General features: G+C 50.6%; 22 protein-coding genes. 11 read left to right on the forward strand and 11 right to left on the reverse strand.

What is annotated here, in order from left to right; all coding sequences use genetic code 11:
* Positions 1-150 precede the first annotated feature (150 nt).
* The 11 genes from BOC67_RS22975 to hemA all read right to left on the reverse strand — a co-directional run bounded on the left by BOC67_RS22975 (position 151) and on the right by hemA (position 13712).
* Positions 151-1581: a TolC family protein gene (locus BOC67_RS22975; protein ID WP_291914100.1), complete on the reverse strand. Its 1431-nt coding sequence runs from the start codon at positions 1579-1581 to the stop codon at positions 151-153.
* Positions 1574-4717 carry an efflux RND transporter permease subunit gene (locus tag BOC67_RS22980; RefSeq protein WP_291914102.1) on the reverse strand — a complete coding sequence of 1048 codons (3144 nt, stop codon included), beginning with the start codon at positions 4715-4717 and terminating at the stop codon, positions 1574-1576. The genes BOC67_RS22975 and BOC67_RS22980 overlap by 8 nt, the downstream gene beginning before the upstream one ends.
* 29 nt (positions 4718-4746) lie before the next feature.
* Positions 4747-5859, reverse strand: coding sequence for an efflux RND transporter periplasmic adaptor subunit (locus BOC67_RS22985; protein ID WP_291914104.1), 1113 nt, complete (start codon positions 5857-5859; stop codon positions 4747-4749).
* Between the two features lie 126 nt (positions 5860-5985).
* A complete protein-coding gene (locus tag BOC67_RS22990) occupies positions 5986-6399 on the reverse strand; it encodes a hypothetical protein (protein WP_291914106.1) in 414 nt (137 codons plus the stop codon).
* A gap of 132 nt (positions 6400-6531) precedes the next feature.
* A complete protein-coding gene (gene hemL, locus BOC67_RS22995; protein ID WP_291914108.1) occupies positions 6532-7818 on the reverse strand; it encodes a glutamate-1-semialdehyde 2,1-aminomutase in 1287 nt (428 codons plus the stop codon).
* A gap of 74 nt (positions 7819-7892) precedes the next feature.
* Complete coding sequence (gene hemB, locus BOC67_RS23000; protein WP_291914111.1) at positions 7893-8864, reverse strand: porphobilinogen synthase; 972 nt, start codon at positions 8862-8864, stop codon at positions 7893-7895.
* Positions 8865-8891: 27 nt separating this feature from the next.
* Entirely contained in the window at positions 8892-9803 is a 912-nt protein-coding gene (gene hemF, locus BOC67_RS23005; protein WP_291914113.1) for an oxygen-dependent coproporphyrinogen oxidase, read from the reverse strand.
* A gap of 6 nt (positions 9804-9809) precedes the next feature.
* A complete protein-coding gene (gene hemE / locus BOC67_RS23010) occupies positions 9810-10838 on the reverse strand; it encodes a uroporphyrinogen decarboxylase (protein WP_291914115.1) in 1029 nt (342 codons plus the stop codon).
* Between the two features lies 1 nt (position 10839).
* On the reverse strand, positions 10840-11544 hold the full coding sequence (locus BOC67_RS23015) for a uroporphyrinogen-III synthase (protein WP_291914117.1): 705 nt from the start codon (positions 11542-11544) through the stop codon (positions 10840-10842).
* Positions 11534-12454, reverse strand: a complete 921-nt coding sequence (gene hemC, locus BOC67_RS23020) for a hydroxymethylbilane synthase (RefSeq protein ID WP_291914119.1) — start codon at positions 12452-12454, stop codon at positions 11534-11536. Before hemC ends, BOC67_RS23015 begins: the two co-directional genes overlap by 11 nt.
* A gap of 4 nt (positions 12455-12458) precedes the next feature.
* Positions 12459-13712 carry a glutamyl-tRNA reductase gene (hemA, locus tag BOC67_RS23025; protein ID WP_291914121.1) on the reverse strand — a complete coding sequence of 418 codons (1254 nt, stop codon included), beginning with the start codon at positions 13710-13712 and terminating at the stop codon, positions 12459-12461.
* Between the two features lie 328 nt (positions 13713-14040).
* Between hemA and hemH the strand changes: the two genes are divergently transcribed.
* The 11 genes from hemH to BOC67_RS23080 all read left to right on the forward strand — a co-directional run bounded on the left by hemH (position 14041) and on the right by BOC67_RS23080 (position 25759).
* Entirely contained in the window at positions 14041-15075 is a 1035-nt protein-coding gene (gene hemH, locus BOC67_RS23030) for a ferrochelatase (RefSeq protein WP_291914123.1), read from the forward strand.
* A gap of 17 nt (positions 15076-15092) precedes the next feature.
* Positions 15093-16439: a protoporphyrinogen oxidase gene (gene hemG / locus BOC67_RS23035; RefSeq protein WP_291914126.1), complete on the forward strand. Its 1347-nt coding sequence runs from the start codon at positions 15093-15095 to the stop codon at positions 16437-16439.
* A gap of 62 nt (positions 16440-16501) precedes the next feature.
* A complete protein-coding gene (locus tag BOC67_RS23040) occupies positions 16502-17632 on the forward strand; it encodes a Re/Si-specific NAD(P)(+) transhydrogenase subunit alpha (protein WP_291914128.1) in 1131 nt (376 codons plus the stop codon).
* A gap of 60 nt (positions 17633-17692) precedes the next feature.
* A complete protein-coding gene (locus BOC67_RS23045; RefSeq protein WP_291914130.1) occupies positions 17693-18010 on the forward strand; it encodes an NAD(P) transhydrogenase subunit alpha in 318 nt (105 codons plus the stop codon).
* Positions 18011-18022: 12 nt separating this feature from the next.
* Positions 18023-19576, forward strand: coding sequence for an NAD(P)(+) transhydrogenase (Re/Si-specific) subunit beta (locus BOC67_RS23050; protein WP_291914132.1), 1554 nt, complete (start codon positions 18023-18025; stop codon positions 19574-19576).
* Between the two features lie 47 nt (positions 19577-19623).
* Positions 19624-21024, forward strand: a complete 1401-nt coding sequence (locus tag BOC67_RS23055; protein ID WP_291914134.1) for an RNA methyltransferase — start codon at positions 19624-19626, stop codon at positions 21022-21024.
* 91 nt (positions 21025-21115) lie between these two features.
* Positions 21116-22114 (forward strand): LysM peptidoglycan-binding domain-containing protein, encoded by a 999-nt coding sequence (locus BOC67_RS23060; RefSeq protein ID WP_291914136.1) that lies wholly within the window; start codon positions 21116-21118, stop codon positions 22112-22114.
* Between the two features lie 232 nt (positions 22115-22346).
* The gene (locus BOC67_RS23065) at positions 22347-22781 is read left to right on the forward strand and encodes a MauE/DoxX family redox-associated membrane protein (RefSeq protein ID WP_291914138.1); all 435 of its coding nucleotides are present in this window, start codon (positions 22347-22349) and stop codon (positions 22779-22781) included.
* Positions 22782-22799: 18 nt separating this feature from the next.
* Positions 22800-23087, forward strand: coding sequence for a hypothetical protein (locus BOC67_RS23070; RefSeq protein ID WP_291914140.1), 288 nt, complete (start codon positions 22800-22802; stop codon positions 23085-23087).
* A 12-nt stretch (positions 23088-23099) separates the two neighbouring features.
* The gene (locus BOC67_RS23075; protein WP_291914142.1) at positions 23100-24119 is read left to right on the forward strand and encodes a hypothetical protein; all 1020 of its coding nucleotides are present in this window, start codon (positions 23100-23102) and stop codon (positions 24117-24119) included.
* A 131-nt stretch (positions 24120-24250) separates the two neighbouring features.
* On the forward strand, positions 24251-25759 hold the full coding sequence (locus BOC67_RS23080) for a hypothetical protein (protein ID WP_291914145.1): 1509 nt from the start codon (positions 24251-24253) through the stop codon (positions 25757-25759).
* The last annotated feature ends 5 nt before the right edge of the window (positions 25760-25764 follow it).

Consider the following 25764-nt stretch of genomic DNA (forward strand, 5'->3'; position numbering starts at 1 on the left):
GGGGTATGCAGTTGTTAAATTGTATAAAGCTAAAGTTAAAAGTAAATTTTATAACTGCTTTCCCCACTGCAAAAAAACAGGGCCGGCCCTGAAGTATGTTACTTCCTGACCAGCCCCTTGCTGTATGTGTTATGCGCCTCTTGATTGCATTTAATTCCCACCCAGTGAGCGGTACAGGGTGATCATACCCTGGTACACGTTCCTGCGGGTAGTCACCAGCGTGAGTTCCGCTTCCAGCACGCTTTTTTGTGCGGTGATCACTTCCAGGTAATTGGCGTAGCCGGTGGTAAACAGGAGGTTGGAAGTGGCCACGGCATCCTGCAGTACGGCCACCTCTTCGCGCTTCAGCTGCCAGGTCGCCTGCTCATTTTCCACTTTACTCATGATGGAAGAAACTTCCGCATAGCCATCCACAATGGCTTGCTGATAGCGGTAGAAAGCCGTCATCGCTTCCGCCTGGGTGATATTGAACTGCGATTGCAATTGCTTTTGGTTAAACACCGGCATGGTAAGGCCGCCCAATGCGCCCCATGCAATGGATGCCGGCTGGAATAATAATCCCGCCTTAAAGGCATTGAAGCCGGTATAAGGCGTGATGGTCAGTGAGGGAAAGAAGGCAGCCCTTGCGGCTTTCACATCCGCTTTGGTGGCGGCCAGGTTCAGTTCCGCCTGTTGGATGTCCGGCCGGCGCAGTAGCGTTGCAACGGGGATGCCCTTTTGAATCGCCGGCGGAATGGCATTGGTGGTATCCGCCGTCCGCGGGACGGGCTGTGGCAGGCGCCCCAGCAGTGCGTTCAGCTGATTTTCCGTGGCTACGATCTGCTGTTTGACGTTATTTTCCAGTGCCCTTGTACTCAGCAGTTGCGCTTTGAACTGCTGTACCGCCAGCTCTGTTGCGCGCCCGCCGGCCTTTTGCACTTCCACCGTTGCTACGGCCTTTTCCTGCAGGCCAATGTTGCGGTGGATGATTTTCAGCTCGTGGTCCAGCGCTACGAGGTCATAATACAGGGTAGCCACCCCGGCCACCACCTGGGTGCTCAGGAGCCGGCGCCCTTCCGTGGTGGAAAGGTACCTGTTAAGCGCTGCTTCCTTCTGCGCCCTGATTTTGCCCCAGAGGTCTATTTCCCAGCTGCTGCGGAAGCCCACAAAAAACTCCGGCGTAGGGCTGGTAGGTATTTTCTGGTCTTTATCAATATTGGGCGAGAGGTTTGTATCGTAGTTGCCGACGCCGTTGAGGGTATAATCGCCATAGCGGTCCACCCCTGCGCTCGCCACGCCGTTCACCGTGGGCAGCCAGGCGTTTTTGGCCATGCGCAGTTGCGACTGCGCCACGATCACCCGTTGCGAAGCCGCCAGCAGGTCAAAGTTGGAGGCCAGCGCCGTATCGATCAGCGCTTTCAGGTACGGATCGTTGAACACCCGGGTAAAGCTTTTTACATCCAGTGTATCCGTAACCGTAGTTTCAGGGAGCGCCACCGGCGGCGGCGTAGTCAGTTGCTTTGGCGCGCTGCAGGCACTAACGCCCGTTGCGAGCGCCAGTGCATACAGTCCTTTGCGTATATCAAGTTGATGCTTATTCATTCGTATAGTTATTTAATTCCACGCCGGCCTTTTTACGCGTCATGGAGGCAAAGAGTACGTAGAGCCCTGGAATGACCAGTACCCCGAAAATGGTTCCGATGAGCATACCGCCTGCGGCAGCCGTACCAATGGAACGGTTACCCATAGCGCCCGCGCCGCTGGCGATACACAGCGGTATCAGACCGGCGATGAATGCGAAGGAGGTCATGAGGATAGGCCGCAACCTGGATACTGCGCCGGTAATGGCGGATTCCAGTATGCTGGCGCCATGCTTGTTTTTCAGGATCGCGAACTCCACGATGAGAATGGCGTTCTTACCCAGCAAACCAATGAGCATCACCAGGGCCACCTGTGCATAAATGTTATTTTCCAGGCCCATTAATTTGAGGCTGAGGAAGGCCCCGAATATACCCGCCGGCAGGGAAAGGATAACCGGCAGCGGCAGCAGGAAGCTTTCGTATTGCGCTGCCAGCAGCAGGTACACGAACACCAGGCAGATAGCGAAGATGTAGATCGCCTGGTTACCGGACAATATCTGTTCCCTCGTCATACCGCTCCATTCGTAGCTGTAACCACGTGGCAGCGCTTTTTGCGCCACTTCCTCCACGGCGGCGATAGCCTGGCTGGAACTGTATCCCGGCGCGGCGTCGCCATTGATCATAGCGGCGGTGTACATGTTGTAGCGGGTCAGCTGGTCAGGGCCGTACACCCGTTCCAGTTTGATGAAGTCCGCATAGGACACCTGTTCCCCCTGGTCATTTTTTACATAAAGGGCCAGCAGGTCTTCCGGCTTGCCGCGGTATTTCGGATCCGCCTGTACCATCACCTTGTACATCTGGCCAAAGCGAATGAAGTTGGAGGCATAGTAGCTACCCATCAGCGTTTGCAGGTTGCTCATGGCATTGTCGATGCTCACGCCTTTTTTGGCGGCCATGGCCTGGTCCACATGGATCATATACTGCGGGAAGCTGGCGTCGAAGCTGGTGAACGCGCTCCCTATTTCTTTCCGTTGCTTCAGCGCGGCGATGAACTTATCCGTTACATCAGCGGTTTGCTTGATATCCCCCGCGCCGGTTTTATCCAGTACGCGCAGTTCAAAACCGGAGCTGTTACCAAAGCCCGGAACGGTAGGCGGCGGGAAGAATTCAATCTGCGCATCGCCGATATCGGAGGTTTGTTCCTGCAATCGCTCGATGATGTCCTGCACGGAAGCCTCACGGTCTTCCCAGGCCTTCAGGTTCACCATGCCCATACCGTAGGAGGCGCCGGCTACTTCGTTGAGCAGGGAGTAACCTGCCAGCGTGGATACGGATTCCACTTCCTTGGACTGGGCGGCAATTTCCTGGATCTGGTCCAGCACTTCTTCCGTACGTTCCACGGTGGCGCCGGGAGGCGTAGTCACGTTTACGTATATCATCCCCTGGTCTTCCGTAGGAATGAAGCCGGAAGGGAGGATGGCGCTGATGCCCCAGGTGGCCGCAAAGAAGAAGATCAGTGCGGCGAGGGTCACCAGCCGGCGGCCGGCAAATCTTTTGATCAGTGCCGCATATTTATTTTCAGTGCCGGTGTACACCTTGTTGAATCCCCGGAAGAAGCGCTGCAGCAGGCTTTTGCGGGCGGGCATACTTGGGTTGTGCTTCAGCATGATGGCACAGAGTGCAGGCGTCAGCGTTACCGCGTTAATACCCGAGATCACGATGCTGATGGCCAGCGTGAGGGAGAACTGCCGGTAGAATACCCCTACGGGGCCGGAGAGGAAGGCCACCGGTACAAACACGGCGGACATTACCAGCGTAATTGCCACGAGGGCGCCGCTGATCTCCTTCATTGCGGCGAGGGTGGCTTCCATCGGCGGGAGGTGTTCTTCGCTCATTTTTACATGGACGGCCTCCACCACCACAATCGCGTTATCCACCACGATACCGATAGCCAGTACGAGGGCGAACAGGGTGAGCAGGTTGATGGAGAAGCCCATCATCTGCATGAATGCCAGGGTGCCGATGAGGGCTACCGGCACGGCCAGTGCGGGTATCAGCGTGGAGCGGAAATCCTGCAGGAAGATGAATACTACGATGAATACGAGGATGAACGCTTCGAAGAGCGTGCGTACCACTTCGTGGATGGAAGCGTCCAGGAAGCGGGATACGTCGTAGTTGAAGTTATAGGTCATGCCGGGAGGGAAGGACGTATTTTTCATCTCTTCCATCTTGGCTTTAATGTTGGCGATTACATCGCGGGCGTTGGAGCCGGGGCGCTGTTTGATCATGATGGAAGCGGAAGGCTTGCCATCCGTTTTGGACACCATGCTGTAGGTGAGGGAGCCGAATTCGATATCGGCGATGTCCTTCAGGTGGAGCACGGAGCCATCAGCGCCGGCGCGCAGCACGATATTTTCGTATTCTTTCGGTTCAAAGAATTTACCGGTATAGCGCAGTACGTACTGCAGCATATTCGGGTCCTTATCGGAGCTTTCGCCGGTTTTACCGGGGGCCGCTTCGATGTTCTGCTTACGGATCACCTGGATCACTTCATCGGCCGAAACGTTGTAAGCGAGCATCCGGTCAGGTTTGAGCCAAACGCGCATGGCGTATTCCTTAGCGCCCATGATTTCGGCGCGGCCCACCCCGTCGATACGTTTCAGTTCCTGTAATACGTTGATGTCGGCAAAGTTGTAGATAAACTGTTCGTTGAGGGTGGTATCCTCACTCATCACGTTGAGGTAGAGCAGCATGGAGTTTACCTCTTTTTCCGTGGTTACCCCTGCTTTGATCACCTCTTCCGGCAGCTCGTCGATGACGGTGGCTACGCGGTTTTGCACGTTTACGGCGGCCTGGTCAGGATCGGTGCCTACCTGGAAGAACACCTGGATGACGGTGATACCGTCGTTACTGGATACGGACGACATATAAGTCATGCCCGGCACCCCGTTGATAGCGCGTTCCACGGGAGTGGCCACGGCTTTGGCGCACACTTCCGCGTTAGCGCCGGTATATTTAGCCGTTACCGTTACCGATGGCGGCACGATATCGGGGAATTGGGTCACCGGCAGCGTAAACAGCGCCAGGAGCCCTACGAGTGTGATAATAAGAGATATAACCAGTGATAACACCGGTCGTTTGATAAATGTCGAGAACATGGATTGTCAGTTTCGGTAATGCAGATTTTTTATAAACTCAGTAAGCTGTCCATAGCCACAGACCTTGGTGTGATCTGCATGCCGTCGCGGATGTTTCGTACCCCTTCGGTTACAATCCTGTCCCCTGGCTTGAGGCCGGACTGGACAATGTAGAAGTGTGCGAAACGGGTTTCAGGAATGAAGTTTTTCATCTTCACATTACCTGACTGGTCTACGACAAAAACATAGTTTTTGTCCTGCATTTCGAAAACGGCTTTTTGCGGAATGATCACTGCGCTATCCATTTCGCTGGCGAGTTTCACTTTGCCGCTGGCGCCATGTTTCAGTAATTTGGATGGGTTAGGGAAGCGGGCGCGGAAGGCGATGGAGCCTGTATTTTCTTCGAACTCGCTTTCCATGGTTTCGATTTTGCCCGGGTGGCTGTACGGCGTACCGTCCGCCAGTTCCAGTTCTACCAGGTTGGAGCCGGCAGCGCCTTTGGCTTGTTCCTTCTGGTAGTGGAGGTATTCGGTTTCGGATACGTTGAAGTAGGCATATACTTCCCGGTTATCGGAAACGGTGGTGAGCAGTGCGCCTTCGGTGATGAGGCTACCTTTCTTGAGAGGTATGCGGTCGATAATACCATCGAAAGGCGCGCGGATGCTGGTATAGGAGAGGCGCATTTCCGCATTGGCTACGGCGGACTGGGCTTCGTCGATCCGGGCTTTGGCAGCGGCTACTTTTGCTTTGGCTACTTCCAGTTCGGAGGCGGCGATTACTTTTTTCTCCGTGAGTATTTTCACGCGTTCCAGTTCCAGCGCGGCGGATTTGGATTCAGCCATGAGGCTGCTGAGGGCGGCTTTGGCTTTCGACAGCTCGGCCCTGTATTCTGCATCGTTGATGCCAAATAAAAGCTGACCTTTCTTTACTTCCTGTCCTTCATCCACATAAATTTTATCAAGGAACCCGTTTACGCGGGCGCGGATTTCCACGTTCTGAACTGCCTGGATATCGGCTACATAAGCGCGATGCAATACAGTGTCTTTGGCAATGAGTTTGGCTACCGGTAATGTTTTAAGATCTTCTTTCTTTTCAGCTTTTGTGGCGCAACCGGCCATAAAAAGTGCGATCAGCGATGTGTAAATCCCTGTGTATTGACGCATAACAATAAAGTATTGTACCGCAGTGGCGGTAAAAGTTTTTAAATACAGCAAATAGAAATGCAGTACCGTTCATCACGGCGTGCAGATGTGGAAAATATAAAGGTTAAACGAGGCGGGTTGCTGTACTCAAAATGGAGTAAACCTGAAAAGGAAGGAGTAATAGGCTGGCTTGTAAGGCTTGCCCAATAAGTATCTGCCGGTTTTTACCGGGGAGATGTAAATGCTTTCCTGCGCGCCGGCAGTGTCTATATAGGTGATCCTGTTGGCAACGCTGAATTGCTGGGAGGTAGCGGAAAGGTAGTATTTGGTTTTGCGCCTGTTTTTGGTGGTATGTATAGATTCCGGCGCATCTTCCTCCACATCTGTATGCAGGCGCATGTTGGCAAAGAGGTCCTCGAAATATTCCTCGCGGGCCTCAGCCAGGTCTATCTTCTGCAACAGGGTGAGCGGGTGTTTCTGGTTGGCATAACTGCGCATACCAATACCTGCCTGCATGCTCAGCAGGAGTATGGAAAACAGTATATAGCGAACCTTCAACATAGGTACAAAAATAATAAGTTATGCTTAATTTTTCCGCGCTAATGTGGTAAGCGGCAAGCGGAAAAACACAAAAACCGCTTCATACGAAGTATGAAACGGTTTTACCCACTCAGCACAGGATTGAATTGTTAACTATTTGATCGCCTGCATGGCCGATTTAGCGGCTGCGATGGTAGCGTCCAGGTCTTCGGTGGTCAGCGCATTGCACATGAACCAGCTTTCGAAGGCGCTGGGCGGCAGGTACACACCGCGTTCCAGCATGGCGTGGAAGAATCGTTTAAAGAGTTCGTTGTTGGCAGCGGAAGCAGATGCGAAATCCACGATAGGATATTCGGCAAAGTGAGCGCTAAGCATGGAACCAATCTGATTGATATGGTGCACTACGCCGGCGCCGCCGAATGCTTCGCGTAAACCGTTTACCAGGTAAGCGGCTTTTTCCGCCAGTTGCTGGTAAATTACAGGATTGTCATTGAGTGTTTTAAGCAGGGTGTAACCGGCGATCATTGCGATCGGGTTTCCGCTCAGGGTACCAGCCTGGTACACTTTACCGGCCGGAGCCAGATTTTCCATGATTTCCTTAGGTCCTGCTACGGCGCCTACCGGCATCCCGCCGCCGATAATTTTGCCAAAGGTAACAAGATCTGCGCGTATTCCCAGCAATTCCTGCGCGCCGCCGCGTGCGAGGCGGAAGCCCGTCATCACTTCATCAAAGATCAGCAGCATGTTGTGCTGGTCGCACAGCTGGCGCAAACCTTCCAGGAAGCCCGGCTGTGGCAGGATGCAGCCCATGTTGCCGGCAACGGGTTCTACGATGATGGCGGCAATCTGATCCGGATTTTCAGCAATCAGCTGCTCTACCGCAGGGAGGTTGTTGTAAGGAGCGGTCAGGGTGTCCTGCGCCACCGTGGCGGTTACGCCAGGGATGGACTGGATGCCCAGCGTTGCCACGCCGCTGCCTGCGCTGACCAGGAATGCATCCGCATGGCCATGGTAGCAGCCTTCAAACTTGATGAATTTATTTTTACCGGTATAGCCCCTGGCCAGGCGGATAGCCGTCATACAGGCTTCCGTGCCGGAGTTGACCATACGGACCATGTCGATATTCGGCACCATACCGGTGATCAGCTCGGCAATGGTGATTTCCAGCGCTGTAGGCGCGCCGAAGGAAGTGGAGCGGGTCGCATAGTCCTGGATGGCTTTCACCACCGGCTCATACGCATGCCCCAGGATCATCGGGCCCCAGGAGTTGATATAATCAATGTATTTATTACCGTCTACATCGTACATATAAGCGCCCTGCGCGCGCTCCATAAAGATAGGAGTGCCACCTACGCTCTTAAATGCCCGCACCGGAGAGTTGACCCCACCGGGGATCACTTGCTTCGCCTGCTCAAAAAGGTTTTCGCTTTTGCTATACATGCGGTGAATATTTTGATTTATAAGGATTGCATCTTAAACAGGGATGCAAGTTAATTAAAAATAATATGTCAGCCTTACTGTTGCAGCAGTTTAACGGCATCTTTCGCGAAGTAGGTCGCGATGAGGTCAGCGCCGGCGCGTTTGAGCCCGGTTAAGCTTTCCAGGATGGCTTTTTCTTCGTTTAGCCAGCCCATTTTAGCCGCTGCTTTGATCATGGAGTACTCGCCGCTCACATGGTAGGCACTAACCGGAACGGTCGTACGATCTTTCAGGATGCGGATGATGTCCATGTAGGCCATGGCTGGTTTAACCATCACGATGTCGGCTCCTTCTTCAATATCCATCATCGTTTCGCGGATCGCTTCGCGGGAGTTGGCGTAATCCATCTGGTAGGTTTTCTTATCGCCGAAGCCGGGAGCGGAATCCAGCGCATCGCGGAACGGACCGTAGAAGCAGGAAGCGTATTTGGCGCTGTAGGCCATGATGCCTACCTTGTCAAAGCCGTTGGCCTCGAGGATGTTGCGGATCGCGAGGATACGGCCATCCATCATATCGCTGGGCGCTACGATGTCGGCGCCGGCCTGCGCATGGCTGAGACTCATACGTGCCAGCACTTCCACGGTAGCATCATTCACAATTTCGGTTCCTTCTACAATGCCGTCATGGCCGTAGGAGGAGTAAGGATCCAGGGCTACGTCCGTCATCACTACCATTTCAGGAATGGCGTTTTTGATGGCGCGGATAGCGCGTTGCATTAATCCGTTCGGATTAACGGCTTCTGTTCCTTTATTATCTTTTACACTGTCCGGTGCTTTTACAAACAGCAATACGCTTTTAATACCAAGGCTCCAGAGTTCTTTGGCCTCCTGTATGGTGAGGTCGAGGGAATAACGGAAATAACCTGGCATTGAACTGATCTCTTCCTTCACATTTTCTCCCTCGGTTACAAATAGCGGAGCGATGAAATCGCTCGGAGTAAGGATTGTTTCCGCTACCATTGCGCGAATGGCGGGAGAAGTTCTCAATATTCTGTTTCTACGGATCATCTTATAATATTTTAGAATTGTCCAAAGTTATTTTGCCCACTCTCTTGGCTTGAGGTATTCTACCAGCTGGGCTTCCGGGCTGCCCGGCTCCGGGTGGAAGTCGTATTCCCAGCGGGCTACCGGCGGCAGGCTCATCAGGATCGACTCGGAGCGTCCATTGGTTTTCAGGCCAAAGAGGGTGCCCCTGTCGTGTATGAGGTTGAACTCCACATAACGGCCGCGCCTATACGCCTGCCAGCTGCGGTGCGCTTCTGTATAAGGCAGGTGCATGGTTTTTTCTACTATAGGCAGGTAGGCTTTCAGGAAGGCTTCGCCGTTGGCTTTGGAGAAGGCGAACAGCGTTGCTGCCGGCTTTTCCGCGCTGGGGCGGAGGTAATCGTAGAAGATGCCGCCAATGCCGCGAGCTTCGTTATTGCGGTGTTTATTGACGAAATATTCGTCGCAATGCTTTTTATATTTCGGGTAAAGATCGGCGCCAAACGGGTCGCAGGCATTTTTGAATGTCTGGTGGAAGTGGATACCGTCTTTTTCATCGAGGTAATAAGGCGTGAGGTCCGCCCCGCCGCCAAACCAGCTGTCTTTCAGGTGGCCGTCCTTATCATAGAGTTCGAAATACCTGAAGTTGGCGTGTACGGTAGGTACAAACGGGTTGCGGGGGTGTATCACGAGGGAGATACCGCAGGCCATGAAGTTGCTGTTGGTAACGCCGAACTGCTGGGCCATTGCTTCCGGTAATTCGCCATGTACGATGGAGGTGCTGACACCGCCTTTTTCAAACACGTTACCCTCGGCAATCACGCGGGATTTGCCGCCACCGCCGCCCGGGCGCTCCCAGAGGTCTTCGCGGAATTTCGCTTTCCCGTCGATGTTTTCGAAGGCCTGGCAGATGTCGTCCTGCAGCTGGTGTATGAAGGTGATGAAATCGTTTTTGATACTCATGATGAATTAACCGTGTGCTTTTACAGTTTCAACGAATGCTTTTGCGTGATCTACCGGTACGTTCGGGAGGATGCCATGGCCGAGGTTAGCGATATAACGTTGTCTGCCAAAGCCTTTGAGCATTTCCTTCACGGCTTTTTCGATTTCCGGGATCGGGGCGAGCAGTTTAGCCGGGTCAAAGTTGCCCTGGAGCGTTACGTTGTCGCCTGCAAACTGGCGTGCCAGCTGCGGTTTGATAGCCCAGTCGATACCGAGGCCGTGGGCGCCGGTAGCAGCCATCTCTTCCAGGGCAAACCAGGCGCCTTTGGCGAATACGATGGTAGGGCAAACGTCTTTCATGGCGGCTACGATCTGGCGGATGTAGGCCAGGGAGAAGGTTTCGAAATCAGCAGGGCTGAGCAGGCCGCCCCATGAATCGAATACCTGTACCAGATCCGCGCCGGCGGCTACCTGTGCTTTGAGGTAGGCGATAGTGGTATCGGTAATCATTTGCAGCAGCTGGTGGGCTACGGCAGGTTGCTGGTAGCAGAAGGCTTTGGCTTCATCGAAAGTTTTGGAGCCTTTGCCCTGTACCATATAGCAGAGGAGCGTCCATGGCGCGCCGGCGAAGCCGATGAGCGGAACGCGTCCTGCGAGTGTTTGTTTGGTGAGTTTGAGCGCGTCGAAAACGTAGTGGAGTCTTTCATGCACGTCCGGCACTACGAGGCGGGAGAGGTCCGCGGCGGATTTCACCGGCTGTGGTAACAGCGGGCCTACTTTTTCTACCAGTTGTACTTCCATGCCCATGGCCTGTGGCACCACGAGGATATCGGAGAAGATGATTGCTGCGTCCACGCCTACCTGGTCAACAGGCATTACAGTGATTTCGGTGGCCAGCTCCGGGTTTTCGCAGCGTTCAAAAAAGGAATATTTATCACGCAGCTTGATGTAATCAGGCAGGTAGCGGCCGGCCTGACGCATCATCCATACCGGGGTACGGGAAACGGTTTCACCTTTGAGGGCTTTCAGCAGTAAGTCATTCTTCAATGCGCTCATTCTAAGAGTTATTGTTGTTAAAGTATGATATAGATGTTTGCACCATACTGTTGGCGTCAACGTCGGTGCTAATAATGATTTTGTTGTTGGTAGCTTCTTTCAGGGCAGCGGCGGTAGTGGCGCCGATGGCAAAGCATACGGTGTCCGCGGGAATGCTGTTGGCTGAAAAGTAGCTGCTTACAGCGCTGGGGCTGAAGAAAAAGATGCCGTTGTAGTGGCCGGTCACTTTTTCGGGCATGGGATCATTGCGGTAGATCACGAATTCATTCACACGGATGCCGGCGCTGGTCAGGGTGTCCGGCAGTTCTTTGCGGTGGATGTTGCCGCAGAAGAAATTGACCGCTTTGATATCCCCACGCCGGATGATGGCTTGCGCCAGTTCGATACCGTAAGGAGCGGCGGCGATGACGGGCGATTGTGGAAATGCCTGTTCTGCGGCGGTCCGGGTGTTGCCGGAGATGCAGCAGATGTTGTTGCGGACTTCCGGCGTACCGATCATTTCCCGGAGGATGTTGACTGCGTGCGCGCTGGTAAACACCATGGGGGTGTTTGGCTGGAACGCGTGCTGTTGTAATTCCGGGATATTGATGGGCGAGATCCGTATGAATTCCTTTACCTGTATATCAATACCATGGCCGGCCGCATCCGCTATGAGCGAAGCAGGGATTGGTCTGGTGCATAATATGCGGTAATGGTCATTTGGCATTTCTTATCTGTGCTACTATTTCGGCGCCTCCTTTGGCCAGGATTTCTTCTGCTGCGTCTTTGCCGAGGCCGGCGGCATTACCTGCGGCGGACTGGCGGGAGGCGCTGTAGAAGCTGGTTCCATCAAGGTTACAAATTTCGCCTTCGAAGAAAACGGTATCGTTTTGTATATAAGCGTAGGCGCTGATAGGGGTGGTACAACCGCCCATGAGCGTACGTAAAAATTCTCTTTCTATTTGTGTGGAGAGAGCGGTGGGCGCGTGATTGAAAGGAGCGCATGCCTGCAGGCAGTACGCGTCATCCTCACGGCAAACGGCTACCACGGCGCCTTGTGCGGGCGCGGGCAGCATCCAGTCCAGCTCTATGGAAGTAGCTGGGCGTACGTTGATGCGTTCCAGTCCGGCGGCGGCGAAGATAGCGCCATCCCAGTTTTCAGCGGCCAGTTTTTGCAGGCGTGTGTTCACGTTTCCGCGTAGGTTGTGCAGCTGATGTTTAGGGAATTTACGGAGCCATTGCGCTTTGCGGCGCACGCTGCTGGTAGCGATGTTGGCGATATAATCCGGCTGATCCAGAAAATCAGTATTGGTTTTATACACCAGCAGGTCCTTTACAGGTCCTCTTTCGAGGATGGCGGCGGTAACGATGGATTGCGGGAGTTGTGTAGGTACGTCTTTGAAGGAGTGTACGGCTACGTCTATACGTCCGTTGAGGAGCGCAATGTCGAGGCTCTTGGTGAAGATGCCCTGTACGCCTATTTCGTACAGGGGTGTAACCAGGTCAATATCGCCTTCACTCTTAATGGGCACCAGCTCTGTTCTGTATCCCTGTGCGGTCAGCAGATCATTTACCTGGCGCGCCTGCCATAGTGCCAGCTGGCTTTCTCTTGTGCCTATCCTGATAACTTTATCCATTGTGTTATTCCTGGTTAACTCCTGTCTCGAAAATATCATTGATCATGGAGATGTAAAGGTCGCTCTTGTCTGTTTCCTTGCGTACTTTACCTGCCATGAGATTAATCATTTTTTGAATGATGCGGCCGGATACCTGTTCCATATCTTCCAGGTTGTAGGCGGCGCCGTTCTTTTGCTGCTGGATTTCCCGCATGTGTATTTCATGCAGTTTTTCCTTTACGGCTTTGAGTACAACGGCATGTTTGCGCATCTTGTACCAGTAGAGGAATTCCTCCATGTGCTCATTAATAATGGCAATGGCTTTAGGTACTTCGTTCATCCTGTTTTGCAGGGTTTCGTCCTGTACCTTGGAAAGTTCATCCACGTTGACGAGGGTGATATGTTCCAGTTCTGCAACCGCAGGATCTACGTTAAACGGTATAGAGAGGTCTATTACCAGTTTGGGCGTAGTGTTTTGCAGATGCTCTGCCAGCAGGGTTGGATGCGGGGCATTGGATGCCACGAGGATCACATCTGCTTCCCGGATTACCGGCAGCATATTTTCGTACGGCGCGGCTTTGAGGCCGTGCTGGGTGGCAAATTCCTCTGCTACCAGCAACGTACGGTTGATGAGCGTTACTTCTTTCACGCCCAGGTATTCGATCATGTTTTTGGTGGTGTTACGGCCGATTTTGCCGACACCCAGCAACACGATCTTCTTATCCTTGATATCAGGCACCATGCGTTCGAGCATGCGTACGGTGGCAAAGGCCACGGATACGGTGCCGGCGCTGAGTCCTGTTTCTGTTTTAATGAGTTTGGAAACCTGCAGTACACTGTTCACCAATCGCTCGAGAAAACTTCCCAGTGCTTTTTCATTTTTCGCAAACCTGGCTGCATTCCTGATCTGGCCTATGATTTCATAGTCGCCGAGGATCTGGCTGTCGAGCCCTGTTCCTACCTGGTACAGGTGTTTGATCGCTTCTTCGCCGGACTTGGTATAAGCCAGTTCCAGCAGCTGATCCCTGTCGCCATTGGTTTGTGAACACAGCAAGTCAATGAATTGCCCCGGGCTTGCGGCAAAACCGTATATTTCCGTTCTATTACAAGTGGAGAGTACAAAGAGATCGTCTAATTGCACAGTCCTGGCATGCTCCAGGAGTTGTTGGTACTGGGCCGGATTGATGGCGTATAATCCCCTGATAGCAGCGTCTGTTTTCTTATAGTTGATTCCAACGATATGAAAATTTGCTATTTCTTTTGAATGACTGACCTGCATGTTCGTGTATAAGCTTCCGGCTGCAAAAATACTGGCATACGCTGCAAACAACTGGTTTAGGCTGTCATTAGTGTGTCATTTCTACTACTGGTAATCAATACGATGAAAAAATGATTTTTATCAGGTTTTGTGTTGAAGCGTTGCAAGCAGGTGTTCAGCTACAGCGAGTTTTCGAAATAATTATTTTCCCGTGATACAATCATTACAAACGGATGACATTAGCGGCAGCTATCAGTTTCCTCTATACAAAGGTCGGCACTTTCTATCATAGTGGCTGGATTGTTTATGCAAGAAACAAGCTAAATTTGCGGCAATCTTAAAGAATAGCATGGTCAATAAATCTGAAGTAGGAATAGTTTTGATGAATCTGGGTTCTCCTGATTCAACGGCAGTACCTGATGTGAAGAGGTATTTGATGGAGTTCCTGATGGACAAGCGGGTCATTGATTACCCCTGGCTGTTCCGCAAATTGCTGGTGGGCGGCGTGATTGTACCGAAGCGCGCTCCGAAGTCGGCCGAGGCTTATCAATCCATCTGGTGGGAAGAGGGTTCGCCATTGATCGTGCTTACCAAACAATTACAAAAGGCGGTGCAGAACGATATGCAGATCCCCGTGGAGATCATGATGCGCTACGGCAATCCTACACCGGAAGCGGCGTATGACAAGCTGCTGGCGGATAATCCCGGCCTCAGGGAGGTGATCCTGCTGCCTTTGTATCCGCATTACGCCATGTCGTCCTACGAAACGGCGGCCGAATATGCCAAGGATATCTATCGCAAAAAGAAATACAAATTCAAGCTTAGTGTTATTCCTCCTTTCTACGATGAACCGGATTACATCCAAGCGGTAGCGGAGAGTATGCGCCCTTACCTGCAGGAGGACTTTGACTATGTCCTGTTCAGCTATCACGGCGTGCCGGTAAGGCATATCAAAAAGGGGGACATCACGGGCAAGCATTGCCTGCAGGTGGCGGATTGCTGCCACGTGAAATCGCCGGCCCACGAGTTTTGCTACAGGCACCAGGTAACCATTACTTCCGAGCTGGTGGCGGAAAAACTGGGATTGCCGAAGGAGAAGTGGGGAATGTCGTTCCAGTCGCGCCTGGGCCGGGAGGAGTGGCTGCAGCCTTACACTGCCGCACGCTTCGAGGAGCTGCCTAAAGAGGGCAGGAAGAAATTACTCGTGGTATGCCCCGCCTTTGTATCCGACTGCCTGGAAACGCTGGAGGAGATTGCCGTGGAAGGTAAGCATTCCTTCATGAGCAATGGCGGCGATAGTTTCAAAATGATTCCATGCCTGAATGTGCATCCGCTGTGGGTAAATGCGATCGTGAAGTATTGTACCCAGCTGATTGAAAAATAGATAAATTCCGAATCCTCATGCCAGAGCAACCCGTTTTAATTGTTGGCGCCGGTATTTCCGGGCTGAGCATCGCCTATGAACTGCAAAGGCAACAAGTGCCGTACGTGATTATGGAAGCCTCCGGCCGTATTGGCGGGGTGCTGAAATCCTTGCATGTCGATGGTTTTGAGCTGGACGCAGGGCCAAATTCCATTGCGGCTTCCCCGGAAATGCTGCAATACCTGGAAGACCTGGGTTTAGGCGATAAGATACTTGTAGCGGCAGCGGCCAGCAAAAACAGGTTCCTGGTAAGAAACAAGCAGTTGCATGCGGTATCTCCCCATCCGTTTAAAATCCTCGGTTCAAAATATCTGAGTGGCGCAAGCAAGTGGAAGCTTTTTTCGGAGCGTTTCCGCAAATCGGCGCCTGTGAAGGAAGAAGAAAGTGTGAGCGAATTCATTGGGCGCAGGTTCAATAAGGAAATTGCCGAGTATGTATTTGACCCGGTATTATCCGGGATTTACGCCGGCGATCCTGACAGGCTCAGTATTGCGGAGGTATTGCCGATGTTGCCTAAGTGGGAGCGTACTTATGGCAGCGTGACAAAGGGTTTGATGAAGGAGAAGGGAGCGCTTGGAGGAAGGAAAATTATTAGCTTGAGCGGGGGCAACGGCATGCTCGCCATGGCACTGGCCAGCCGTTTAAGCGTTCCCGTACGATTGAATTGTGCCGTCAGCGCAATTAGATCTGCCGAAGGCCAATACAAAATTACCTACATAGAAAACGGCCAGCAGGCCGAAATATCCGTGGCACGGGTGATACTGACTACCCCAGCCTATGCTACGGCCGCTATGCTGCAAGGGCTGGATGCCCCGCTGGCAAACCGTTTGAAGCAGGTGGAATACCCTGAAATGGGCGTGCTGCACGTGGGATATAATGCCGCCGCGGTGGCCAGGCCGGTGGATGGCTTTGGTTTTCTGGCGCCGAATGCAGAGCATTTACATTTCCTCGGGGCTATTTGCAATACGGCAATTTTCCCGGGAAAGGCGCCGCAGGGCAAGCTGTTGCTCACCGTTTTCACCGGCGGGGCGCGGTTACAGCACCTGCTGCGGGATACGAACGATGCCGTTCTGCAGCAAAATATCCTGGGAGAGCTCAGCGCTATACTGGGTATCAGCGAAGCGCCGGTGATGCAGCACTTTGAGGTATGGCAGCAGGCCATTCCACAGCTGAATGTGGGCCATGCCCGCCTGCGTGAGCAGGTGCGGCAGTTTGAGGCAGCCCATGCCGGTATTCATATTGCGGGCAATTATCTCCATGGGGTGGCGGTGCCTGCGCTGGTGCAATATGCGGCTTCCCTGGCTGCTACTATTGCAAAAAATTAATCATAGAAAATTTATTGAGTTATAGCTTTTTTTCTTTAAATTTCCTTATAAACTTCCACCAGATGATTGTAGGAATTTTAAAAGAAAAAAACAGGGAAACCCGTGTGTCACTAGTCCCCGAAATAGTGAAACAATTGCAACAGATGTCGGTAACCGTGTGGGTGGAGCAAGGTGCAGGCGACCATGCGTTTTACGAGGATTCCCTTTATACCGCTGCCGGCGCGGAGGTAGCGCCGCTGTCGCAGCTGCTGGAGCAGGCGGATATGATCTGCTGCGTGAACACACCGGACGCCGAAACGCTGGCTGCCATTAAGCCCGGCAGGGTGCTGGCCGGCACTTTACAACCCCTGTACAACTTATCCGCCGTGGAACAATGGGCGGCAAGAAATATCACAACCTTCAGCCTGGATACGATTCCCCGTACCACCCGTGCGCAGAGCATGGATGTGCTTAGTTCGCAGGCCAATATCGCGGGTTACAAGGCGGTATTGCTGGCGGCGTATAGCTATAGCCGTTATTTCCCCATGTTTATGACCGCTGCCGGCAGCATTGCTCCTGCCAAGGTGCTGGTGCTGGGGGCAGGCGTGGCGGGCTTACAGGCCATTGCTACCGCGCGCAGGCTGGGCGCTGTGGTGGAAGTGTTTGATACCCGGCCGGCCGTAAAGGAAGAGGTGATGAGCCTGGGCGCAAAATTCGTAGAGGTGGAGGGCGCAGCCGATGCCTCTGCCGCCGGCGGATACGCCGTGGAGCAATCGGCCGATTACCAGCAGAAGCAGCAGCAACGGATTGCGGAGAGTATTGCGAAAGCGGATATTGTGATCACCACCGCGCAGATTCCCGGGAAGAAGGCGCCCCTGCTGGTGACAAACGCCATGCTGGATAACATGCGTGCCGGCGCCGTGATAGTGGACCTGGCGGCCGCCACGGGAGGCAATACGGAAGTGACAAAGAACAATGAAACCGTGCATTACAAAGGGGTGACCATCATCGGTAATTCCAACCTGGCCGCTACTATGCCGGCGGATGCCAGTAAGCTGTACGCCAAAAACCTCTTTAATTTCCTGAAGTTAATTTTGACAAAAGAGGGCGCGCTGGCGCTCAATTTTGAGGATGATATTGTAGCAGGCGCCTGTATTACTTATAATGGGGAGATAGTAAACCAGCGGGTGAAAAGTCTCATGCAGCCTGCCTAATCAGCCGTTAGCCTATTTCCTGTTTTATCATTCCACCGGAACAACTAAAAAACAACAGCCATGGAACAGCTCTCCGTATTCATTCAGCAGCATATAGAGATGATATATGTTGTGATCCTGTCTATTTTCCTGGGTATAGAAGTGATTTCCCGCGTGCCTTCGGTACTGCACACGCCGTTGATGAGCGGCGCCAATGCCATTCACGGGGTGGTGATCATCGGGGCCATCATTGTGATGGGCAAGGCGGAAGCCGGTAACTACCTGGCGTTAATACTGGGGTTTTTAGCGGTGATACTGGGTACGGTGAACGTGGTAGGCGGCTTTGTGGTGACGGACCGGATGCTGGAGATGTTTAAAAACAAGAAGGATAAAAAATAAAACCTATACCATATGTCCAGCATACTTTCAATAATCTATCTGACAGGCTCTGTTACGTTCATATTGGGACTAAAGATGTTGAGTAAACCGGATACTGCCCGCAAAGGCAACCTGGTAGCGGCTGCGGGCATGGCGCTGGCAATTTTGGGCACCATCTTTTTGTATGAATCGGAAGGAGCGAAACTGCATAATTACGGTTGGATTTTCGCGGGGCTGCTCATTGGCTCGGTAATAGGCGTGATGGCGGCGAAGAAGGTGAAGATGACGGCCATGCCGGAGATGGTGAGTATGTTTAACGGGATGGGCGGCGCCTGTGCGGCGTTGATATCCATCATTGAGTTTGGCCATCTTGCGGGAGATAGTGGTTCTGCGGGTGCGGCGGCGATGATGAACCTGCATCGGGCAGGGGAGATGATGGAGCAGCTGGGTAGCAGCAGTCGCGAATTTATCGAGCAGCGGGAGTTGATACAATCCATGTTTAGCGTGGATTACCGGGGCACGCTGCTGATTATTTTACTGGGCCTGATCATTGGCTCTGTATCCTTTGCCGGCAGCGTAATTGCCTGGGGCAAGCTGAATGGCCGTGTGAAGGATTTTGCGTTTCCGGCCCAGCATATTGTGAACCTGATTGTATTGGGGATTATTGTGATCCTGGCGGCGGCGCTGCTGATACACGTGAACGATGTGTACCCGTTATGGGCGCATGGTGGCGGACGGGCAACGGGTTTTAGTTTGCTCTTCTATGGCGTGCTGGTATTGTCGCTGATCTACGGGGTGTTGTTTGTGTTGCCGATAGGCGGCGCGGATATGCCGGTAGTGATTTCTTTGCTGAACTCTTTTACCGGTGTGGCGGCGGCTTTTGGCGGATTTTTATACGATAATCCCGTGATGCTGACGGGCGGTATCCTCGTGGGATCTGCCGGGACGATACTGACGATACTGATGTGTAAGGCCATGAACCGTTCGTTGAAGAACGTGCTGATCGGCTCTTTTGGCGGCAGTAAAGCAGGTGCGGCTGCCGGTAAGGAGCAGGGCGCCTATAAGGAAATTTCCCTGCCGGATGCGGCCGTGGTACTGGCATATGCCAACAAGGTGATGATAGTGCCGGGGTATGGGCTGGCCGTAGCGCAGGCCCAGCATGTGTGTCATGAGCTGGAAAAGCTGCTGGAGGAGAAAGGGGTGGAAGTGAAGTACGCGATACATCCGGTGGCGGGGCGTATGCCGGGGCATATGAATGTTTTACTGGCGGAAGCGGATGTATCGTATGATAAGCTCCTGGAAATGGAGGAAGCCAACGCGGAGTTGCCCACAACGGACGCCGTGCTGGTGTTGGGTGCGAATGATGTGGTGAATCCGGCTGCTAAAACAGACGCCACGAGCCCGATCTACGGGATGCCCATATTGGAAGTGGAGAATGCCAAAGTAGTGATCGTAAATAAACGCAGTATGAAACCGGGATATGCCGGGATTGAAAACGACCTCTTTTTCCAGCCAAAAACCTCGATGTTGTTTGGTGATGCCAAGCAGGTATTACAGCAGCTGGTAGCGGAAATTAAGCAGGTGTAAAATGCGGTGGCGCAAATGTTTTATTTACATTTGCGAAAAACATTTCGTTGTCTAATACATTACCATCAGAACTTATCAATTCGCTGGAAGGATTGCCTGGTTTCAACAGGGAATCCTTTTTGCGTGTGCATGCGGCTGCCGATAAAATTACCAGTATTCGTCTGAACCCCTCGAAGCTGAGTGGCGATAAAGCTGCGCAGGTGCTGGCTTCATTGTCCGCCGGGGGCGTGACGAGGGTGCCATGGAGCGCGCAGGGATATTATTTGCCGCAGCGGCCTTCCTTTACCTTTGATCCGTTTTTTCATGCCGGGGCATATTATGTGCAGGAGGCCTCGTCGATGTTCGTGGAGCAGGCGTTGCGCGCGTTGGTGGATTTGACGCAGGACCTGAAGGTGCTGGATTTATGCGCTGCGCCGGGTGGGAAGTCGACCTTGTTGCAATCGCTGATCAGCGAGGGCAGCATACTGGTGGCCAACGAGGTGATTAAGCCGCGGGCAGCCGTGCTGGCGGATAACCTCACCAAATGGGGCAGTGCGAACGTGGTGGTAACGAATAATGATCCGCGGGATTTTTCCCGCCTGCCGGGGTATTTTGATGTGATGGTGATTGATGCGCCGTGTAGCGGATCGGGATTGTTCAGGCGGGAGCCGGAATTGATCCCGGAGTGGTCGCTGGAAAATGTGGCGTTGTGTAGTCAGCGCCAGCAGCGGATTTTGGCGGATGTATTGCCGGCGCTGAAGGAAGGAGGGATATTGATTTACTCGACCTGTTCGTTTTCCCGGGAGGAAGATGAGCAGATCATGGACTGGCTGCTGGGGAATTTCGAGTTAGAGAATATTCCCGTGCCGTTGCAGGAGAGCTGGCATATTGTGCCGGCATTTTCCGGGGAATATAACGGGGCCGGGTATAGGTTTTACCCGGATCAGCTGGAAGGGGAAGGATTTTTCATCAGCTGTTTCAGGAAGAAGAGCGGGGAAGCGGGGCGGAAGGTCAAAGAGCAGAAGAATACTTTTCTCACCGCGAAAGAAGCCGGGAAAATGGCTAACTGGATTGCCGGACCGGAGCAGTATGAATATTTGCTGCACCAGGAAGAGGTGATGGTGTTGCCAAAAAATTTAGCAAAAGATATTTCATTGTTGCAGCAACAGTTGTATATTCGCAAGGCAGGTGTGAAAGCAGGACAGTTAGGACAGAAGGAATTAATACCTGATCACCAGCTTGCGGCCAGCACATTGGTATCGGCCAACATACCAGGCGTTAACCTGAGTTTACAGGAAGCATTGCTCTATCTGCGAAAGGAGGATCCGGGGATTACCACGGATGTGAAGGGATGGGCGCTGATGCGTTACGAAGATATGAATCTGGGATGGGCGAAGATGCTGCCTAACCGGATGAATAATTACTACCCGAAAGAACTCCGGATATTAAAGGAAATCAGCGGAATGTAGTCATACTACGGGCCGTGGAATTTTCGTTTTTATCAGGTGAATTACCAGGAATTAAGTATTTTATTGCCCGAAAAAGTATAAACAGAGTTGTATGTTAAAAAGGATTTTTTCAATTGCCATCTTAGGTTTGTGCGTAGGAAGCGTGAAGGCACAGGACATGCTGCAGGCGCAGGGCCATGGTCCGGACCTGTATATTAACCATACCGTAAAGAAAGGCGAAAACTTTTATAGTATTGGCCGTGCCTACGGGGTATCGCCGAAACAAATTGCGTCTGCCAACAATACTACTTTGGACAAGGGTTTGCAATTGGGCCATGAACTGCATATACCGCTTACGGCGGCTAACTTTTCGCAGAAAGCGGATGCTTCCGGCACGCCGGTATATCATAAGGTGACGGAAAAGGAAACTTTATACCGGGTGAGTGTGAACTTTAACAAGGTGCCGCTGGATAACATCCGTCAGTGGAATAATTTCAGCGGGGATGGATTGAAGAAGGACAGCTACCTGATCATCGGGTATCTTACTACCGGTGGCAGCGGCGCTCCTGCGGTGGCGCAAGCGCCTAAGAAGCCTGCGCCGGCGCCTGCGGTTGAAGAGCAAACAGCTACGGAGAGAGAACCGGTAGCGGAGCAACCGGCGTTACCATCTCCAACGAAAGACGGCGGTAAGAAGACAGAATCACGTCCTGTGCAGGAGCAGCAGCAGCCGGAGCAGATAGCGGAAGCGCCTATCACTACTGCGCCGCCTGCGCCAAGGCCAGCGCCTGTAGCTACCGGCGATAATTTTGAGGAAGTGTATAACCAGCAAACCAATAACGGTAGGAAAGCTACTTCAGAAAAAGGCCCTGGTACCTGGTTTAAGAGTAACGCAGTAGGTAAATACTATGCACTGCACAACACGGCGCCACGTGGTACTATTCTGAAAGTTACCAACCCGCTGAATGGGAAGTCTATTTATGCGAAAGTACTGGATGTGATTCCTCAGATGAAAGCCAATGCCGGATTGATTGTGAAGCTGAGCGATGGCGCGCAGCAGGCGCTGGGTAGTGAGGAATCGAAATTTTATTGTGAGCTGAGTTACGAGAAGTAATTTTTTTGATATTGAAATGGGAAAGGACTGTCTTTTTAAGGCAGTCCTTTTTTTGTGGCGGAAGATAAGTTGGAGGTGTAAAGTGTTGGGGATGTGAAGGTGATGGCTGCGTTAGCAGGTGGATTGGGCGGGATTAATTTTGTGGTAGAAGCCCGGAAATTTGTCGACCTATATGAGTAATGTTATCCCTGTGGTTTAGTTGAGAGCTGATGTAAGTAATAAAACTGTCCTAATGCCAATGTTAATATCTACCAAAAATCGTTCGTTAATTGTTGACTGTATTGCTTTGCTGTTCATCCTGGTATTCGTATATGCTTCCTTGAGTAAGCTGGGTGATTATCAAAAGTTTCTATCACAATTAGGTCAATCAGAGATATTATCTGCTTACAGTATGCAATTTTCAATAGTTATTCCATCGTTTGAACTATTGATTTGCGCTTTGCTGTTTTTTAATCGTACTAAGTTGCTGGGGCTTTACGGCAGCTTTGGAATTATGGTATTGTTCACGTTATACATCGGGAGTATTCTAGTTCTCACGGAAGATATTCCGTGTGCATGTGGTGGGATTCTGGAAATGCTTTCGTGGGAGGCACATATATGGTTTAATATGGGATTAATAGTGCTTGCAATGATTGGAGTATTGTTGTATAGAAGTGATGTTTTTTAACTATCTAAATCTTTTGTTATGAAACAATTTAAATTTTTTGCTGTGATTATTGTATTCGCCGTATTTGGAATGGTTGCGGCGACTGGCGTTGCAAAAAGTGGGAGTGGGGCCATACCATATATTGGTTATTACAAGGCCAGCCCTGTACAATATTGGTGCGACTGGGGGTATTATGATTGGGGGTACGACTGTGACCACTGGGCATTTGGAGAAACTTGTACGATTTCTGGCTATGCGGCATTCGATGTATATGAGTATTGCACTTTTGACTATGGATCTGCCTATTACGCCAAACGTATATATTAAAAGAAAGGGAGTATGAAGAAAAAAGTGCTCATATTGACGGTAATATTTCTGAGTATTTTCTTATCATACTCTATTTATTTTTATTTAAACAAAGCGCAAAGATCCCGGCAGGGCCAATTTCAAAGAAATTTTGTGACTCCCCCTAAAGAATTGTTGAGGAAGGATTTAGACCCTGCCGGTGTTTATTATTTCGCTGGTAAAGACGAGAACTCAATATGGTTAGGGAACGAAAAGGCCCCTTTAGAATTATTGACAATAGCGATTGATAAGGGGTTTTCTGTGATTGGTAAAACTTTGCCTATACGTGCATCATTTGAGCGAGGACAATTAGCCTATGTAAATTATCCCTTTTATATTTTTATTAATGGGAGAAAGCGCCTGGTTCAATCCGGAATGTTGACCTCGTCTCAGCCAATTCATACAGATACAATTAGCCTAAGTTTCGATGTTGCCGGTGCTGCTGCTGATTCTGCTTTTTGGCTTAGAGTATCAACTGATAAGGGATTTCAATTAGGCTATTACAAACTTGGTCATACGCTTAAAGAAACCAGTGCATTAACAACTAGGGGATTGTCCGCATTGAGTCGTGATGGTATCTTATTGTATGATGAGAGGATGCATTTATCTGCCTATGTATATTTTTATCGTAACTCTTTCTTATTATTCGATAAAGAAGGAAAAGCCTCTAAAGCAGTTAATACAATTGATACTGTTTCTTTCGCGCAGGTTGATCTTGGTAAGCCAGATATGAAAGGTACTCGTAGGAAAAATACGTCCACACAATCCATCAATTATCGGGCTGATATCAGCAATAGTTATATGTACATTTATTCCAGGGCGAGAACTTCTGCTCAGGCCGATGTAAACCGTGATTCAATAGTAATCGATGCTTATGCTGTAAATGAAAACAGATACGTGTATAGTTTCCTTGTACTCAAGAAATTTAATAATGAAGTAATTCAGGATCTTCGAATTGTATATCCCTACATTTTTTTATTGGTTAAAACTAAAGTTATTATATTGAAAATGTGATTATCGTATATAGTTGATAATCAAATTATAATTTGGTGGAATCAGGAAAATGAACTTTTTTTGAAGTGTTACGTTATGAACTCTGACTCAGAGTTCCATTGCAGATTTTTCAAACGTCCATATGATTCCTCATGAGATTTCTTATTGCAGTTTTCGGAATGCTATTCCCTCAAATAATCAATGCAGCAGGATGGCAATTGTCGGACCCAGGACTAAAGATTTATACGGATAAGTTAGTGTACGCTGTAGGGGAAAAAATTTGGTTTAGTGCAATTCTAACTAAAGCAACTGTGGCTGACACTGCCGTATCTTATCGTGTTCTATACTTGTCGTTAATTAACTCTAAAGATAAATCTGTAATTAACTCTTCCCGTTATGTCATCGAGTACGGATGTTCGTCTGGTTCGTTTGAGATACCAGATTCTGCTGGTGGTAAGGAGCTTATCCTGCTGGGATATACAAATAATCTGACAAGAGATCCATCTGAGAAACCATTTATTCAAGCCATTTCTGTAAATATCCCATTGCGTCATGTTGCTTATGAACAAACAAAATCTCAACCTAATTCAACTGTAAAACTTCATACAAAGCTGCTGTGTGATTCCCTGAATTACAATAGAAGATCTAAGGTGACTTGTCGGCTGAAAATCCGGGATTCCCTGAATAACCCACTAAAAGGAATATTCTCTTTTAGCTGTGCCAGAGATCGGGTAGTTCCTATAATTGTTGATAATTACAATGATAATAATAGTCTTTTTTTGGAAGATACCATTCGAACTCAAATTGATAATAAACTGAGTGGATTATGGTTTCCCAATAAAGGTGTCGTTCAGTTATTCGGAAAACCGGTTAAGAAAAGGCAAAAGTTGGTTTATAATCATAATGGTAGAATGAAAATAATAGAGACCGCCGCTAATGGAGAATTTGAATTAAGTTTTCAGGAGTTCCTTGGTAATGATACCACCATCGCGTATTTCAGCCCAATAGGGAATATAGCTTACAATGATATGAGAATTATGCTGCCGCATGATGAAGATCGTTTAAATAACTTGATTGCCAGGCTACCGGGATTAATTATGCAACCTGTGTTAACGCAAATGCCCAAAGAAGTTGTGGATTCAAAGTTTCTTGCTGAAAATAGCAAACAGCTGAAAGAGGTTAAGATTTTGGGTAAGAATTTAAGCGATCACAGGTACTCGTCTCTAGTAGTAGACACAGGATGTGAAACGATGGTATGCACAAACCGCATTATAAATTGTGGATGCAGTAATCCTCACACTCCCGCAATTAAAGGGCAATATTATTACAAAATGTTATCACCTGATGGGCGCACAGGAGGTATGACAACTGTTAAGTACATTGGATGCAATGGCGTAACAACCAAAAGAAGTAAAGAAGTCAGGTTGATTCAGCTCCCCGAGCCATATATTGGTCTTGATTCTGTTTCCATATCAAGTCCCGAGTCTTTCAAATCCACCACCGTCTTCTGGTCACCTCTCATCGTCACCGACGACAACGGAGAAGCAGAGGTAACCTTCTACACCAACGACCTCCCCGGCAACTTCATCTGCACCGTCCGCGGACTTAGCACCTTAGGGGAATTCAAAGCGCAAACCATGTTTACTGTCAAAATGGAATGAAATCC

The organism is Chitinophaga sp. CB10, assembly GCA_001870995.2.
GTDB lineage: Bacteria > Bacteroidota > Bacteroidia > Chitinophagales > Chitinophagaceae > Chitinophaga.

What these genes read in the sequence shown, in the direction of transcription:
- hemH (WP_291914123.1), top strand. Translation starts at nt 14,041, where the DNA reads ATGGTCAATAAATCTGAAGTAGGAATAGTTTTGATGAATCTGGGTTCT.
- BOC67_RS22980 (WP_291914102.1), bottom strand. Translation starts at nt 4,717, where the DNA reads ATGTTCTCGACATTTATCAAACGACCGGTGTTATCACTGGTTATATCT.
- BOC67_RS23075 (WP_291914142.1), top strand. Translation starts at nt 23,100, where the DNA reads ATGAAGAAAAAAGTGCTCATATTGACGGTAATATTTCTGAGTATTTTC.
- BOC67_RS23015 (WP_291914117.1), bottom strand. Translation starts at nt 11,544, where the DNA reads ATGCCAAATGACCATTACCGCATATTATGCACCAGACCAATCCCTGCT.
- BOC67_RS23045 (WP_291914130.1), top strand. Translation starts at nt 17,693, where the DNA reads ATGGAACAGCTCTCCGTATTCATTCAGCAGCATATAGAGATGATATAT.
- hemF (WP_291914113.1), bottom strand. Translation starts at nt 9,803, where the DNA reads ATGAGTATCAAAAACGATTTCATCACCTTCATACACCAGCTGCAGGAC.
- BOC67_RS22985 (WP_291914104.1), bottom strand. Translation starts at nt 5,859, where the DNA reads ATGCGTCAATACACAGGGATTTACACATCGCTGATCGCACTTTTTATG.
- BOC67_RS23060 (WP_291914136.1), top strand. Translation starts at nt 21,116, where the DNA reads ATGTTAAAAAGGATTTTTTCAATTGCCATCTTAGGTTTGTGCGTAGGA.
- hemB (WP_291914111.1), bottom strand. Translation starts at nt 8,864, where the DNA reads ATGATCCGTAGAAACAGAATATTGAGAACTTCTCCCGCCATTCGCGCA.
- BOC67_RS23070 (WP_291914140.1), top strand. Translation starts at nt 22,800, where the DNA reads ATGAAACAATTTAAATTTTTTGCTGTGATTATTGTATTCGCCGTATTT.
- BOC67_RS22990 (WP_291914106.1), bottom strand. Translation starts at nt 6,399, where the DNA reads ATGTTGAAGGTTCGCTATATACTGTTTTCCATACTCCTGCTGAGCATG.
- hemE (WP_291914115.1), bottom strand. Translation starts at nt 10,838, where the DNA reads ATGAGCGCATTGAAGAATGACTTACTGCTGAAAGCCCTCAAAGGTGAA.
- hemA (WP_291914121.1), bottom strand. Translation starts at nt 13,712, where the DNA reads ATGCAGGTCAGTCATTCAAAAGAAATAGCAAATTTTCATATCGTTGGA.
- hemC (WP_291914119.1), bottom strand. Translation starts at nt 12,454, where the DNA reads ATGGATAAAGTTATCAGGATAGGCACAAGAGAAAGCCAGCTGGCACTA.
- BOC67_RS23040 (WP_291914128.1), top strand. Translation starts at nt 16,502, where the DNA reads ATGATTGTAGGAATTTTAAAAGAAAAAAACAGGGAAACCCGTGTGTCA.
- hemL (WP_291914108.1), bottom strand. Translation starts at nt 7,818, where the DNA reads ATGTATAGCAAAAGCGAAAACCTTTTTGAGCAGGCGAAGCAAGTGATC.
- BOC67_RS23050 (WP_291914132.1), top strand. Translation starts at nt 18,023, where the DNA reads ATGTCCAGCATACTTTCAATAATCTATCTGACAGGCTCTGTTACGTTC.
- hemG (WP_291914126.1), top strand. Translation starts at nt 15,093, where the DNA reads ATGCCAGAGCAACCCGTTTTAATTGTTGGCGCCGGTATTTCCGGGCTG.
- BOC67_RS22975 (WP_291914100.1), bottom strand. Translation starts at nt 1,581, where the DNA reads ATGAATAAGCATCAACTTGATATACGCAAAGGACTGTATGCACTGGCG.
- BOC67_RS23065 (WP_291914138.1), top strand. Translation starts at nt 22,347, where the DNA reads ATGCCAATGTTAATATCTACCAAAAATCGTTCGTTAATTGTTGACTGT.
- BOC67_RS23080 (WP_291914145.1), top strand. Translation starts at nt 24,251, where the DNA reads ATGAGATTTCTTATTGCAGTTTTCGGAATGCTATTCCCTCAAATAATC.